General features: G+C 59.7%; 14 protein-coding genes and 1 riboswitch. Of the genes, 6 read left to right on the forward strand and 8 right to left on the reverse strand.

Features of this window, described 5'->3' with window-relative positions:
- The first annotated feature begins 12 nt into the window (after window positions 1-12).
- Window positions 13-1,497 (forward strand): GGDEF domain-containing protein, encoded by a 1,485-nt coding sequence (locus tag AXF15_RS12940; RefSeq protein WP_211258990.1) that lies wholly within the window; start codon window positions 13-15, stop codon window positions 1,495-1,497.
- Window positions 1,498-1,506: 9 nt separating this feature from the next.
- On the opposite strand, the gene AXF15_RS12945 is transcribed toward AXF15_RS12940, so the two are convergent.
- Together AXF15_RS12945 and AXF15_RS12950 are read right to left on the reverse strand one after the other, a co-directional pair.
- Window positions 1,507-2,208 carry an MgtC/SapB family protein gene (locus AXF15_RS12945; protein WP_066608378.1) on the reverse strand — a complete coding sequence of 234 codons (702 nt, stop codon included), beginning with the start codon at window positions 2,206-2,208 and terminating at the stop codon, window positions 1,507-1,509.
- A 31-nt stretch (window positions 2,209-2,239) separates the two neighbouring features.
- Window positions 2,240-3,712: a helicase HerA-like domain-containing protein gene (locus AXF15_RS12950; RefSeq protein ID WP_066608381.1), complete on the reverse strand. Its 1,473-nt coding sequence runs from the start codon at window positions 3,710-3,712 to the stop codon at window positions 2,240-2,242.
- 175 nt (window positions 3,713-3,887) lie between these two features.
- A riboswitch (TPP riboswitch) is annotated at window positions 3,888-3,979 on the forward strand.
- A gap of 68 nt (window positions 3,980-4,047) precedes the next feature.
- Here AXF15_RS12950 and thiC point away from each other — a divergent pair.
- The 5 genes from thiC to cmk all read left to right on the forward strand — a co-directional run bounded on the left by thiC (window position 4,048) and on the right by cmk (window position 10,012).
- Window positions 4,048-5,367 (forward strand): phosphomethylpyrimidine synthase ThiC, encoded by a 1,320-nt coding sequence (gene thiC / locus AXF15_RS12955; protein ID WP_066609014.1) that lies wholly within the window; start codon window positions 4,048-4,050, stop codon window positions 5,365-5,367.
- Window positions 5,368-5,575: 208 nt separating this feature from the next.
- Complete coding sequence (locus tag AXF15_RS12960; RefSeq protein WP_066608384.1) at window positions 5,576-6,796, forward strand: bifunctional folylpolyglutamate synthase/dihydrofolate synthase; 1,221 nt, start codon at window positions 5,576-5,578, stop codon at window positions 6,794-6,796.
- Between the two features lie 42 nt (window positions 6,797-6,838).
- Window positions 6,839-8,254, forward strand: a complete 1,416-nt coding sequence (selA, locus tag AXF15_RS12965) for an L-seryl-tRNA(Sec) selenium transferase (protein WP_066608387.1) — start codon at window positions 6,839-6,841, stop codon at window positions 8,252-8,254.
- Entirely contained in the window at window positions 8,251-9,369 is a 1,119-nt protein-coding gene (hisC, locus tag AXF15_RS12970; protein WP_066608389.1) for a histidinol-phosphate transaminase, read from the forward strand. The genes selA and hisC overlap by 4 nt, the downstream gene beginning before the upstream one ends.
- Window positions 9,344-10,012, forward strand: coding sequence for a (d)CMP kinase (gene cmk / locus AXF15_RS12975; RefSeq protein ID WP_066608391.1), 669 nt, complete (start codon window positions 9,344-9,346; stop codon window positions 10,010-10,012). The genes hisC and cmk overlap by 26 nt, the downstream gene beginning before the upstream one ends.
- A gap of 171 nt (window positions 10,013-10,183) precedes the next feature.
- On the opposite strand, the gene AXF15_RS12980 is transcribed toward cmk, so the two are convergent.
- The 6 genes from AXF15_RS12980 to AXF15_RS13000 form a co-directional block, all read right to left on the reverse strand.
- Window positions 10,184-10,597 (reverse strand): type II toxin-antitoxin system HicB family antitoxin, encoded by a 414-nt coding sequence (locus tag AXF15_RS12980; RefSeq protein ID WP_066608393.1) that lies wholly within the window; start codon window positions 10,595-10,597, stop codon window positions 10,184-10,186.
- Window positions 10,594-10,785, reverse strand: a complete 192-nt coding sequence (locus tag AXF15_RS13835; RefSeq protein WP_083518063.1) for a type II toxin-antitoxin system HicA family toxin — start codon at window positions 10,783-10,785, stop codon at window positions 10,594-10,596. Before AXF15_RS13835 ends, AXF15_RS12980 begins: the two co-directional genes overlap by 4 nt.
- Before the next feature lie 88 nt (window positions 10,786-10,873).
- Window positions 10,874-11,656, reverse strand: a complete 783-nt coding sequence (gene mazG, locus AXF15_RS12985) for a nucleoside triphosphate pyrophosphohydrolase (protein ID WP_066608398.1) — start codon at window positions 11,654-11,656, stop codon at window positions 10,874-10,876.
- On the reverse strand, window positions 11,643-12,209 hold the full coding sequence (locus tag AXF15_RS12990; RefSeq protein ID WP_066608404.1) for a CvpA family protein: 567 nt from the start codon (window positions 12,207-12,209) through the stop codon (window positions 11,643-11,645). Before AXF15_RS12990 ends, mazG begins: the two co-directional genes overlap by 14 nt.
- A 281-nt stretch (window positions 12,210-12,490) precedes the next feature.
- Window positions 12,491-13,153: a DUF4276 family protein gene (locus tag AXF15_RS12995; protein ID WP_066608407.1), complete on the reverse strand. Its 663-nt coding sequence runs from the start codon at window positions 13,151-13,153 to the stop codon at window positions 12,491-12,493.
- Window positions 13,154-13,157: 4 nt separating this feature from the next.
- The gene (locus AXF15_RS13000; RefSeq protein WP_066608411.1) at window positions 13,158-14,450 is read right to left on the reverse strand and encodes an AAA family ATPase; all 1,293 of its coding nucleotides are present in this window, start codon (window positions 14,448-14,450) and stop codon (window positions 13,158-13,160) included.
- Window positions 14,451-14,672: the final 222 nt, after the last annotated feature.

Here is a 14,672-nt window from a genome sequence, read left to right on the forward strand (position 1 = left end):
GATACGGCGATCATGAAAGAAATGGATGCGCTCCGGCGCTGGCTGACCGACGGCAACGATCCGGACAGCGAGGCGGAAATCTGGTCCGGACTCGAGGAGCATGAAAAGGAAGCGCTCGCGCCCTTGCGCCCGTGGCGGCTGCGTGACCTGGAGCAACGCCGCCTGCTCGAAGACAAGGCCGCCCGGCTTGAAGTCTGCGTCTGCTTTTCCGACTTGGGTTTCTGGACACTACCCCTTGACGAACACAATCCGCTCGCCCCCGAAACGCCGCTTTCCTGCTCTCCTTCCTGTCTGCGGCTGCTTGGCTTTCAGGATGGCGGGCATGTCCCGGCGACTCTTTCTTCCTGGCTGAACCGCGCGCATCCCGAAGACAGAGAAACGGTCCAAAATGAACTCCTGCAATACGTCCGGGATAGAACGAAGCGGCAGGACGTGCTCACTCTGGAATTCCGCCTGCGGCATGAGGACGATTCCTGGCACTGGCTGCAGATACAGGGAAAAATCCTGGAAGCTCCCGATCAGCATCCGCGCATGGCCGGTGTCGTCAAGGACGTTACCAAAGAGCGACAAACCCAAAAAAATCTGGCCGAACAGCTGCTTTTCCAGAATGAACTGCTCAAGGCCCTGCCCACTCCCGTCTTCGTCAAGGACGCCGACACCCGCTACGTGTCCATCAATCGCGCCTACGAGGAAGCCTTCGGCGTTACTGCCGAGGAGCTGATTGGCAAGACTGCGATGGCCCTGCCCTTTCTGTCCCAGGCCGAGCGTGTCCGATGCCTGCAGGAAGACAGCAGACTCATTTCTCATGGGGGCACGATGCACCGGGAATTGAACTTCCCCTTCTCCGACGGGACAACCCGCCATTGTCTGTACTGGAGCAGCTGCTTCCGGCATGCGGAGCAGGAGACTCAGACCCTTATCGGCATCATCGTGGATATTTCCGAACAGAAGAAAACCGAAAAAGAGCTGGCGCTGAAAGTCAGAGAACTGGACCTCGCCAAAACCAATATCGAAAGCATCAGCCGCACCGACTATCTGACCGGCCTGCCCAACAGACGCTCATTCATGGACCGGTTTCAGGAAGCCATTTCCCTGGCCGGACGGCACAAGCAGCCCTTAAGCCTGCTCATGGCCGATCTGGACCACTTCAAGCGCATCAACGACACGCTGGGACATTGCGCCGGAGACAAGGTGCTGCAAGATTTCGCGGCACTGCTGCGACGGGAATGCCGCAAGGAAGATCTGCCCGCGCGCAGCGGCGGAGAGGAATTTCTGATCCTGCTGCCCATGACCAACCTGGAGGAAGCCCGCCACGTGGGCAGACGCATCTGTGCCTCCACCCAGGGCATCTCCATTGAAAACGGCCCCGTCACAGTCAGCATCGGCGCGGTCCAGTACAAGCAGGGGGAAGCGCCCGACGCATTTCTCAAACGCGTGGACAGGGCCCTCTACGAGGCCAAGAAAAAAGGCCGGGATCAGGTCTGCTGCGTCGAATAGGCCAAGTTATCAGAAACCTTTGGAGGTGATCCTGTATTCAAGTACGCCGTCCATCTCCAGAAAAGCCCGGGAAAGAGCCCGGAAGTTGCTGGGGTCCCTGGTGCTGAGGGTCATGGAGTACTCGAAGTCGCCGCCGCTGACCGCCGAGTAGCTCATCCCCGTGATGCCTATCTTGTGTTTTCTGATGACGGCTGCCAGTTCCTCTTCCGGAATTATGGCGGTTCTGGCGCATTTCAGCGTATGGTTGGCATAGGTCAGAATCGGCAGACGGGTTTCCACCCACCGGAACAGGGACAGGGTCAGGATGGTGATGAATGTTCCTATGGCGGCCAGCGTGTACAAGCCCACTCCGGCCACAATGCCCAGAGCCGCCGTGACCCAGATGGACGCGGCGGTGGTCAGGCCCCGGATGGAAACCCCCTCCTTGATGATCACCCCCGCCCCGAGAAAACCGATGCCGGTCATGACGCCCTGAGCCATTCTGGTCGGATCGATGCGCACGGTTTCCAGAACGGCACCGGAAAACCACAGCTTCTGGTAGACCGTGACCAGCATGAGCATGGACGAACCCAGACAGACCAGGGCGTGGGTTCTGAACCCCGCCGGACGGCCGTGATAGCTGCGTTCAAGGCCGATCAACCCACCGGCCGTGATGGCTACCACGACATTGACGATGAATTCGTTCGCAGTCAGTATTTCGGAGATATCCATATCGATGCAGTCCTTATCCTGATGACGCCGCTTACTTTTTTTTGATCATTCCGGTGATGAACTGCCGCACGACAGGCACGAAGACCGACTTGGCCACTCCCGTCCAGAAGCGCGTCCGCTGTTCGGTGGCCCTCTGCCGAACCTTTTCTTCTGCCGCCCGCAGCTTTTCCTCTTCCTTCGTCCGGCCCGCCGCGGCCTTTTCCTCGGCAGCGCTTTTCAGACGCGCATCCAGAATCTCGTAGGCCGATTCCCTGTCCCGCGCTTCCGAATAATAGCGGCACACCAAGGAACTTGCGTTCATGCTCCGGCGCCTGGCCTCGTCCAGCGGGCCGATCTGCCCCTGGGGCGGCAGAATGAAGGCCCGCTCCACGGGAGTGGGCGCACCCTTGGCGTCCAGAAAAGAAACCAGAGCCTCTCCCGTGCCCAGCTGAGCAATGGCCGTTTCCGTGTCAAAGGCCGGGTTGGCCCTGAAAGACTGCGCCGCAGCCTTCAGCGCCTTCTGGTCTTTGGGCGTGTATGCGCGCAGGGCGTGCTGCACCCGGTTGCCGAGCTGCCCCAGCACCGAATCCGGAATATCCGAAGGTGTCTGGGAAATAAAATACACGCCCACGCCCTTGGAGCGGATCAGCCGTACCACCTGTTCCACCCGCTCCAGCAGCACGCGCGGAGCGTTGTCGAAAAGCAGATGGGCCTCGTCGAAGAAAAAGACCAGCACCGGCTTGTCCGGGTCCCCCACTTCGGGCAGGGCGGAAAACAGTCTGGTCAGCAGCCAGAGCAGGAAAGTGGTGTAGATTTTGGGCGAGGCCATCAGCCTGTCGGCGGCCAGAATACTGATCACGCCCTTGCCGTCGAAGACCTGCATGAGGTCGTCGATGTTCAGGTCCGGCTCGCCGAAGAAAAATCCGGCCCCTTCCTGCTCCAGAGCGGCCAGCCCGCGCTGGATGGCGCCGACGGTGCCCTGATGGATGTTGCCGTATGCGACGGACAGCCGCCCCGCGTTGAGGCCCGCGTATTCCAGAATCTTGCGCAGGTCCTTCAGGTCCACCAGGGCGAGTCCCTCATCCTCGGCCAGCTTGAAGGCCACATTCAGGACAGCGGTCTGGGTATCGTTCAGATTCAGAAGCCTCGCCAGAAGCGGGGCCCCCATGCCGCTCACCGTGGCCCGCACGGGAGCGCCCTGCTCCCCGAAAACATCCCAGAACTGCACGGGGAAAGACTGGAAGGCAAACCCCCTGTCCAGAAGGCCGTAAGCCTCCACCCGCTTGGTCACGCTGTCCTTGTTCCCGCCTTCGGCCGCCACTCCGGACAGATCGCCCTTCACGTCGGCGGCAAAGACCGGCACGCCCATCTGGCTGAAGGTTTCGGCCAGAGTCTGCATGGTCACGGTCTTGCCCGTGCCGGTGGCCCCGGTGATGAGGCCGTGCCGATTGGCCATTTTGGGCAGGAAGTGCAGCAATTCCCCGTTGCTGACGGCCACGGCCGCATTGTTTTCGCTATCGAGCATGAGACGCCTCCGTGTGTACGCCGGATTTCATCGGAGAGACCGTTGTCACGGATCGAAATGGAATTATGGCGATCCTGCCCGAGCCAGCCGCCTCTCGGCAAGAAAATTATGTCCGCGCACCCAAGTCCGGTATCCGGCCTGTTTACAGGACGGACCGAAGCGCATAAGAGAGGGGCCTGTTCGTTGGGGGTGGCCTCAGGGCCTGAGATGATACCCTTGGAACCTGATCTGGATCATTCCAGCGTAGGGAAACGGAAGTCTGAATGTATTCGGGCATGCAGCCGCTTTCCTTGTGGGAGAGCGGCTTTTTTTTACCTTTTTCGCAGGAGACGTATATGACCCAGCTGAGTTGGGCCTTGGAGGGCAAAATCACCCCGGAAATGGCTGTTGTGGCCGAAAAAGAAAACAGGACTCCCGAGGAAATCCGCCAGGGTGTGGCCCGCGGAGTGATCGTCATTCCTAAGAACGTGGGCCGGGAATTCTCTGCCGAGGGCATCGGCCAGGGACTGCGTACCAAGGTCAACGCCAACATCGGCACGTCCGGTGTGCAGGGCTCGGTGGAAGTCGAACTGGCCAAGCTGGACGCGGCCGTCAGGGCCGGAGCGCACAGCGTCATGGACCTGTCCACAGGCCGGGACCTGTCCCGCACCCGCCGCCTGATTCTGGACAATTCGCCCGTCATGGTCGGGGCGGTGCCCATGTACGCCGTGGCCGCCGACCTGGTGGACGAAGGCAAGGGCATCGAGGCCATGACCTCCCGCATGCTCCTTGATTCCATCGAAACCCAGTGCGCTGAAGGCATCGACTACATCACCGTGCACTGCGGCGTAACCCGCGGTGCGGTGGCCCGCACCCACGCCGAGGACCGCGTGGCCGGCATCGTCAGCCGGGGCGGAGCGCTGCTCGCGGCCTGGATGGACAGAAACGGCCGCGAAAACCCGCTGCTGGAAGACTACGACGCCCTGCTCGACATCGCCTTCCGCTACGACGTGACCTTAAGCCTCGGCGACGGCCTGCGTCCCGGCGCGGTCAGCGACGCCACGGACGCGGCCCAGATCGAGGAACTGCTGGTCATCGGCAAGCTGGCCCGCAGAGCCAGAGCCCGGGGCGTGCAGGTCATGATCGAAGGGCCGGGACACATGCCCCTCAACCAGATCGCGGGCAACGTCATGCTGCAAAAGCGTATCTGCGACAACGCGCCCTTCTACGTTCTGGGCCCGCTGACCACGGACCTCGCTCCAGGCTACGACCATATCACCGCGGCCATCGGCGGCGCAGCGGCGGCAGCGGCGGGGGCCGATTTCCTGTGCTACGTGACCCCGGCCGAGCATCTGTGCCTGCCCAACATGGAAGACGTGCGCATGGGCGTGATCAGCGCCCGGATCGCCGCGCATTCCGGCGACATCGCCAAGGGACTGCCCGGGGCCATCGACCGTGACCGGGTCATGTCCGCCGCGCGCAAAGACCTGGACTGGGAAGGCATGTTCGCCGCGGCCCTGGATCAGGAACTGCCCCGCAAGCGCTGGGAGGAAAACCGCGAACGCGAGGGCAAGACCTGCACCATGTGCGGCAAGCTCTGCGCCATGCAGGCCCATAACTCCCTGAGCGGCGGCACCGAAGGTCACTGCCGCTCCGCCGCAGGAGCACTCGGATAAAAGCCCCTCATCCATCCGATCCCGGCGCGCGCCGGGCAGCCGCGTACATCCACGGTTGTCCGGAACGCGCCGGAACCGGAAGTTCTTTCTCCCGTACCGCAGACCGATTCTCCGCCTCCCGCTGCGACATTCCCGTATTTTATCTGCCGCGCCGTCCTCCGGATTGAGTCAACAACCCAAATGGATTACCAAGCGCCGCGGAGGCAGCATGAAATTCCCGTCTTTCGAACACTTCACGGTTTATCTGGATTCCCTGGGTCTTTTTTCCATGCGCCTCGGTCTGGATCGCATGCACGCGGCACTGGACAGAATGAGGCTGACCCGGCCGGAAAGTACTATGGTCCATGTGGTGGGTACCAACGGCAAGGGATCCACTTCGGCCTTCCTGGCGGCTCTGGCACAGGCACATGGGTTGCGTGTCGGGCTTTACACCTCGCCGCATCTGGTTTCGGTACGGGAACGCATCCGCGTGGACGGGCGGCTGCTGCCGGAAAAATGCTGGGTGGAGGCTGCCAACGCGGTCATGGCCAGATGTGCCGACGTGGGGCTGACCTATTTCGAGCTGGTCACGGTCATGGCCCTGCATCTTTTCCGGGCCGAAAGGGTGGACCTGGCCGTGCTGGAAGCCGGGCTTGGCGGCACGCACGACGCCACCTGCGCCGTGAACGCCGATCTGACCGTCATGACTCCCGTGGGACTCGATCACGAACATGTTCTCGGGCCGGAGCTTCCAGACATCGCCAGAGACAAAAGCGGAGCACTGGGCCGCTGCCCGGCCGTGACGGGCATCCAGAACGCCGAAGTCCGCCGCGTGTTCGACCACGCCGGCCGGGCGTGGCCCCTTCAGGATCTCGCAAGCCACAGAACCCTCGAAGGCTTCGCATTCGAGTTTGCGGATACGGTCATTTCCCCGGAAACACTTCCCGGCCATCCGCCGTATCAGACGCACAACGCGGCTCTGGCCTTTCTGGCCTGGAATACCCTGGCCGGGATGCGAGGCTGGAAATCCGACCCGGAGCGGTGTAGGGTGACCCTCGCCAGAACGTATTTTCCCGGCCGCTTCCACCGGCACGGCCACGTTCTGGTGGACGGCGCGCACAACGCCATGGGCCTGGCCGCCCTGTGCGAGGCGCTGGAACGGAAAAGCGGACATTTCCAGCGTCTTGTCTTCCAGAGCATGCGGGACAAAATAGTGCCGGATGATATGCTCGCCCGCCTGCGGGCCCTGGCGGACGAGGTGGTGATCCCGGCTCTGCCGCTGGAAAGAGCCAGCGATCCGGCGGAACTGACCCGGCGTTTCGGTCCCGGCGCGGCTGTGGCGGACAGCCTGGCCGCAGCCCTCGCGCCGGGGAAAACAACCCTGATATGCGGCTCGCTCTATCTGGCGGGTGCGTATTACGCGCTGCATCCCGAGTGTCTGGAGTTGTGAAGTGCGGCCGGACCGCCTGCGAACATTATCAAGGAGCCTTCAGTGTCATCCCTTTTTCGCCATCTTCCCCCTGTGGACCGGCTCCTGCGTGCGCTGGAGGATGAAGACGCGCCCCGGCCCCTCCTGAAGGAACTGGTGGGACGCTTTCTGGAGCTGTGCCGGGAGGAAATCCGCCTGGGCGCCGCGGCCGGGGAAGAAGACCTGGCCTGGGAGAAGCTTCTGCCCCGCGCCAGAGCCTTTGTCCGCGCCGAGGCCCGGCCGTGTTTCCGGCGTGTCCTGAACGCCACGGGGGTGGTTATCCACACCAATCTGGGCCGTTCCATTCTGGCCGAGGAAGCCGTGAATGCGGCGCTTCTGGCCGGCCGCCGGTACTCCAATCTGGAGTTCGACCTGTCCACGGGGCGAAGGGGCTCCCGATACGCCCATGTGGAAGACCTGCTCCGCCGCCTGACCGGAGCCGAAGCCGCCCTGGCCGTGAACAACAACGCCGCCGCCGTGCTGCTGGTGCTGGATACCCTGGCCAGGGGCGCGGAGGTGGTGGTCTCCAGAGGCCAGCTGGTGGAGATCGGCGGGTCGTTCCGCATCCCGGAGGTAATGAAAAAAAGCGGAGCCATCCTGCGCGAGGTGGGAGCCACCAACCGCACCCATCTGCGAGACTATGAGGAAGCCATTGGCGAGAACACGGCCATGCTTATGAAGGTGCACGCCTCCAACTACCGGATCATCGGCTTTCATCAGGAAGTGGAGCTTTCCGATCTGGTGCGCCTAGGCCGCGAGCGGGGGCTTCCCGTCTTCGAGGATCTGGGAAGCGGCAATCTGTTCGATTTCTCTTCCTACGGCTTCATGCCCGAACCCACGGCGCAGCGGGTGCTCGCAAGCGGCGTGGACGTGATCTCCTTCAGCGGGGACAAACTGCTGGGCGGGCCGCAGGCCGGGATCATCGCGGGCCGCGCGGAGTATGTGGAGCGCATCAGAAAAAACCAGCTGACCCGCGCCCTGCGCGTGGACAAGATGACCCTGGCCGCCCTGGAGGCAACCTTACGTCTGTATCTGGACCCGGAACTGGCCCGGTCGCGCGTGCCCACCCTGAACATGATCACTGCCTCCGCCGGAGATTTGCGACGCAAGGCCCGGACCCTGCGCGCCCGCCTGACCAAGACTCTGGACGGTCTGGCCCGTGTGGGCACACGGCCGGGGATGTCCAGAGTGGGCGGCGGCTCGTTTCCGGAGCAGGATTTGCCGACCACGTTGGTTACGGTCCGCGCTGAAAACATTTCCGCCGAAAAATTGCGGCAGCGGCTTCTGGCGGTGGAAATTCCCGTCGTGGGCCGGGTGGAGGATGACTGTTTCTGTCTTGATCCGCGTACTCTGGCCGTGGAGGAATTCCCCCTGGCGGCGGAAAACCTGCATGCGGCGCTGAGTTGCCAAATCGTAAACACAAACGGAGGGCCTGCATGACCGATATTCCGGTGCGGCCGGAAATGGCCGGGTTCAAGGCCTATGTTCCGGGCCTGTCCATCGATGAAATAAAAGACCGCTACGGTCTTACGAAAGTCATCAAGATGGCCAGCAATGAAAATCCGCTGGGTGTGTCGCCTCTGGTTCAGGAACGCCTCAGGCGCGACGCGGCCCTGGCCTTCCGCTACGCCCAGGCCGGAACGCCGGTGTTGCGTGCGGCCCTGGCCGGACATCTCGGCGTGCCGTCTTCCTCTCTGGTGGCCGGAAACGGTTCAGATGAGATCATCGACCTTCTGCTGCGCGTGGTAGCCCGGCCGGGCGTGGACAATGTGCTGGCCTTCGATCCGTGCTTCAGCATCTACGATGTACAGGCCCGGCTGTGCGGCGTGGAATTCCGGCAGGTCCCGCTGAACGGCGATTTTTCCTTTCCTCTGGAGCGGCTTGCGGACATGGCCGACGAAAACACGGCCCTGGTTTTCGTGACCAACCCGGACAATCCTTCCGGACACGCCTGCCCGGCCGCCGCCCTGGCCGATCTGGCCCGCAGGCTGCCCCGGCGCACGCTGCTGGTGGTGGACGAGGCGTACATCGAATTCGCCCTGCCCCGGGACGAATACTCTGTGCTGCCGTATTTCAGCTCCATCCCCAATCTGGTCATCCTGCGCACTTTCTCCAAGATGTACGGGCTGGCCGGGCTGCGCCTGGGCTACGGCATCATGCCCGAATGGCTGGCGGATATGCTCTTGCGGGTGAAGCTGCCTTTCAGCGTGAACATTCTGGCCGAACGGGCCGGGCTGGCCGTACTGGAGGATGAAGCCTTCGTGGCCGAAACCCTGCATGTGGTGCACGCGGGCCGGACGGAGCTCGCCGAAGGATTGTCGGCGCTGGGCTGTGAAGTATATCCCTCCCAGGCCAATTTTCTGATGTTCGCCCCGCCCATGGACGCCCGCACCCTGTTCGAGGAACTTCTGCGCCGCGGCGTCATCATCCGCCCCCTGGACAGTTACGGCCTGCCCGGAATGCTTCGGGTGAGTGTAGGCAATACGGAAGAAAACCGGGAATTTCTGGAAAAAACAGCGGAGGTACTGCGTGGACATCACCATCGTCACTCTTGATGGCCCGGCCGGGGTGGGCAAGACCACGCTGGCCCGGCGTCTGGCCGACAAGCTGGGCATCGCCTATCTGGATACCGGAGCCATGTTCCGTTCCGTAGCCCTGGTCTTCGGAGAAGGAGCCTGGGAAAAACCCGTGGACCAGCTGGTCCCGGAGCTGAACCGCCTGGATTTCGATCTGGAAGGCGTGGGCGGGCATTCGGAGCTTCTGCTGAACGGACATCCCCTTTCCCCGGAAATCCGCTCCGAACAGGTCGGACTTTGGGCCTCGCATCTGGGCCGCATCCCCGTGGTGCGGGACTTTCTGCGGCGCAACCAGCAGGCCATCGGCCGGATCACATCGCTGGTGGCCGAGGGCCGGGACATGGGCAGCGTGGTTTTTCCCGAGGCCCGGTTCAAGTTTTTTCTGGACGCGTCCATCGACATCCGCGTGCAGAGGCGCTTCGAGCAGTTGAAGGCTCTGGGTATGGAAGAGGACATGGAACGCATCCGGGCACAGATCCGCATCCGCGACGATCAGGACCGGAACCGCTCCGTAGCGCCGCTGCGCCCGGCCAAAGATGCGGTGCTCATCGACACGGGCAAGGCCGATGTGGAAGGCGTACTGCGGGAGATTTTCGCGGTCATCGAGCGGAAGACGGCCTGAATGCGCCTTCGCGGGATATCCGAGCTCAGCCCATGTGGCAGTGACGGCCGCCAGGTTCTGCGTAAAACAGCCTGATTGGCGCGGCCAGTTCTTACAGACAGAAGTTACTTGGCAAAAAAGCACGGCAGCCATTACGGTCCGTGCTTTTTTAAGAGGCTTTCCGCCTGGGCATCACTCAAAGGATAGAACAAGGCGTTTACCAAGAACCGTGGCCGCACGGTCAAGCTGCTTCAAACTGGGCCAATGGGAAGGGCTCTCCAGTCGTTGAGCGGCTGCCCATGAAGTTTCCAGGGCGCGCGCCAAGTCGGACAATTGTCTTTCCCCACGAGCTTCGCGCAGAAGGATCGCGGACTGAACCGAAGCACGCGGCGCAGCCACAGGCAAACCATCGGCTGGAGAAGGAGAAGGAATCACATCATTTTTCTCCAAGCGGAATGAAAGCACCCCCGTCAGCACTTCCGAAGCATTGAAGGCCGCCTCCTCCAGCGTCGCGCCGTCCGTGAAAGCTTCCTCCAAATCAACAAACTGAACAAAATATCCGCCATTCTCCTGGGCTTCCACAGTATACGGATAAAGAAATCTCATTTGAGTTTCACCCCGCTTTGCCTTTGAATCGCCGAAAGAATTCCTGCACCGAGGTCTTTATTGCCATGCACCGGAACGGGAACGCATCGAGGTAATCCCTCTTTCTCCATGATGTAATGGCTCCCTTCGATGCGGGAAACTTTCCAACCCGCTTCTTTCAGTTTGGCAACGACCTCTTTTCCGTTCACAAGACAAAAATATATCTTTTTTGGTATACGTCAACCATGCAATACAGATCAGAGCATCACCAAGGCTCACAAGAAAGCCACAAAAGGATCAGCCTTCCGAAGCCTTGATCTCATCCCAGAGGGCGTCCATTTCGGCCAGGGACAACCTGTCCAGTTCCAGCCCGCGCACGGCGGCCAGTTTTTCCATGGCCGCGAACCGGCCCAGAAATTTGGCGTTGGCCAGCGCCAGAGCGGCATTGGCCTTGATGCCCCGACGGCGGCCGTACTCCACCAGCGAAAAAAGATAATCCCCGAACTCTTCTTCCTGGGCCGCCGCGTCCCCTCCGGCCAGAGCGGTCTGCCATTCCTCCCATTCCTCGGCCAGCTTGCGTTCCTGATCGGCGTCCGTGGCCCAAGTGAACCCGGCGCGGGCGGCCTTGGAGTGGATGCGGTAGGCCCGCAAAAGCGGCGGCAAGCTGCCCGGCAGGGAGGCGAACACTCCCGTATCCCGGTTTTTCTCCCGCTTTTCCTCTTTCTTGATGCGCTCCCAGTTGGCGACAACCTCGGGCACGGTGGCGGCCTTTTCGCCGTACACATGGGGATGGCGGCGGATCATCTTGGCCACATTCCCGGCCATGGCCGCGTCCAGAAACCCCGGCTGCTCCCGATCCATGAGCCGGCCGATGAAGAGCAGCAGAAAAAGCACGTCACCCAGCTCTTCGGCGGTTTCCTCCGGATTGTCCCGGCGGACGGCGTCCACCAGTTCAAAACATTCCTCCACCAGATAGTCGCACAGGGATTTGGGCGTCTGCTCCTTGTCCCAGGGGCAGCCTTCCGGCCCGGTCAGGGTTTCGATGACTTCGACAATCCGCTCGAAATTACTCTTTTCCATCACTTCGTCTTTCCTTGAGCTGTTCCATGACCCTGCGCTCCCATTCCTTTTGCAGTTCGCGGCTGCGGACCACGAAACGGTCGCGCATTTCCTGAGGCAGGGTCTCGGAGAGAAGCCCACCAAACTCGTTCACATAGGGCAGCAGGCGGGAATTGGCCAGAAGCTCGGCCTTGGGCGGCAGAAAGGCGGTCAGGGCCATGACTGTCACGCAGCACAGCAGCGCACCCTTGAAAAGGCCCAAAGCCCCGCCGCCGATGATGTCCAGCCAGCCCAGCATGATCATCCGCAGAAGTTTGCGGATAAGAGCGGCAATGAGCGAAACGGCGGCCATGGTGCCCAGAAAGATGCCCAGATAAGCGGCGAGACTGGCCAGTCCCGCGCGGCCGAACAGAAATTCCAGGTGGGGAGCCAGTTGTCCGTAGTAGGAGTTTGCCAGAAAAAAACCCAGAACCAGCCCGAAAACAGAAGCCGCTTCCTTGACCAGCCCGCGGAAAATGCCGCGTATGCCCAGAAAGCAGAGTATGATGGAGAAGATGATGTCCAGAATGTTCATGCGCGTGTCCTTGGAGGAATATATCTGAAAGACTTTCTAAGCTGATTTTTCTGAAAAAAAAGTGGTCCCTTGACAGAAGTCACGAGGTAGGCAGCATCGCCAAGGCCTTTCCATGATTATCGCCACCACCATAGATTGCAATTCAAACGCTCCGTTATGTGTCCAGCTCCTATCTAGACTGAGTTACAAACCGTTCGGGCATCTTGTCCCACTATAAAGGCGTGTCTCAATAACCTTGCAATGCTATATAACCGGTATACTGTATTATCAGAAGAAATCCTTCAGGTTTGTTCTCCAGCAAGTTCAAGCAATTTTTGGCGGAAATAAGCAAAACTTGGGGATGCATTGTTTGTGACATCCATGTGCGGAGTGATCTTTTCAGCCCACTGTGATTTCTCTGCACCGACAGCTTGCCAGCCTTTTACAGAAAGTGCGGATGAGCCACCTTTATAGACTGCATTTGCCAAACATTCCCAAGTGCCGCAAATGGAATCATTTTTGTATGCGTTCAAAACAGCATCTTTTGCTTTTGGGTAGGCAGATTTGATTGCTGGGATGTCGCCAAGAAACCAAGCCTCGCCCTCTTCAATGGCAATGCAAAACCGGGTTTCCGGCTGAGGGTTGCAGGCGTTCAGGATATTGAAAAGCTCTTGGCGGAACGCTTTGAGGCATTTGTCATCAAGGTCGCAGACAAAGATGACAGCCGCCGGGTAATCGGCTGGATATTTGGCGAAAGTCTTACCGTATCCACGGAGAAGCTCGGGGAGCAGGGCAAGCAAGATGCCTTTTCTTGCATCTGCCTTGTTGCCGAGGTTCTTCGGAATGCGGCCTATGCCTTTATAAGGATGAACAATGAACGTATGGTCATCACCGATGATTTTCGGAACAAGTATATCGAGCGCTTTCTTGCCGGACTGGTCTTCAACGAGGATCTCAAAATGCATCCGATCACCTCGCGTCCAGATAATCGCTGTACCAAAGGCCACCCAGCGGCAAACCTTCGGCCACCATGTTTTTGACGATGGCATCATCGCTCGCTCTGCGAATTACCGAACAGCCATCTGGTCCTTTCTCGAGGATCCAGACCTCGGCAGGTTCCAAGGCATCGACCAGGTAGGGCTGGTGAGTCGTGATGAAAACCTGAGAGCCTCCTTTACGGCCTGTTGCATGATCACGGAATTCTTTTGCCAAGGATTCGAGAAGTTTGTGGTATAAGCCATTTTCCGGCTCTTCAATACATAAAAATGGTGGCGGTGTCGGGTCTTCGAGCAACAGGAGGTACGCGAATACCTTCAAGGTGCCATCCGACATTTGCTGCGAATAAAACGGGTCTTGAAAACCTCTGTCATTGAACCGCAGCAGCAAGCGGCCATCGTTTGTCTTTTCCGTATCGATCTTGTCGATGCCGGGAATTTTTTCTGCAATCCGGTTCAGAATCGCCAGGAAACGCTTGGGATGTTCCCGCTCCATGAATTGCACAACGTTTCCAAGATTGTCTCCATGTATATTGAGATGCTTCTGAGGCCCGGCGAGGGGTAGGCTCCTGGCCGCGTCTGGAGTGAAATAGCTGAGGTACCACCCTTCGATAAATTTGCGGAACGCGGAGATTCTCGGATGCTGTTTCAATGAACCCAGCGTGGCAATCCCGAGTTTGCGCATGTCCTCAAGCTCGACAACCTCGGTGTCTCTGGATTCTTCTTGGGTCTCCCCCGATTTGATGGACTCCATCAATCCCAACAAATCAGAGTCCCCCTGTTCTTCGTCAATCTGACGGGCCACCTGATAGCCTCTCCAAACAACTCCTTTTCCACTGCCCAACAAAAGAAACGAAAAAGGGCGACCGTGCTTCTGGCCTTTTCGTCTCTGTCTGAGTCGCTCTCTCAAAACATAAGGCCGGTCTGACTTATCAACATCAATGGCAATTTCATAGGTGATGGGCCGGGCATTCCCATCTTCTCTGTAATAGACCTCGAATTCGATAGGTCCTTTTTGACCTTGCGTGCGAATACGCTCAAAACCTCCCCTGCCGCGAGAGTCGCACGCCTCTTCTACACCTGACTTCAAAGCATCCGCAAGGAACCCGAAGGCGTCAAACAGCGTACTTTTACCAACCCCATTTTTTCCAATGACGGCTGTCATCGGGGTGAGTGGCTCTTCCTTCTGCTGATCCCAGAGGCGACCAAGTGTAACATCTTTTAACGCCCTGAAATTTTTTACGCGAAAACCTTTTATTTTTGCCATTATTCCCCTCCCGTTCACGTCACCGCCTGATCATACCACATGAGCAGCTTGGGGTCTTCTTCCAGAACGCTGCCTGAGCTCTTGTCGACTGCGGCGGCAATGTAGTCTTACTCCTGTCAAATTATCCCCTCTTTACTCCGCAATATGCCCTAGCTCATGTCCATGGCGTCTTTCGGCCATGAAGCCACTCTGTCTCTAGCCTCAAAAAACCTGCTGAAAAAC

This window comes from Desulfomicrobium orale DSM 12838 (assembly GCF_001553625.1).
Taxonomy (GTDB): domain Bacteria; phylum Desulfobacterota; class Desulfovibrionia; order Desulfovibrionales; family Desulfomicrobiaceae; genus Desulfomicrobium; species Desulfomicrobium orale.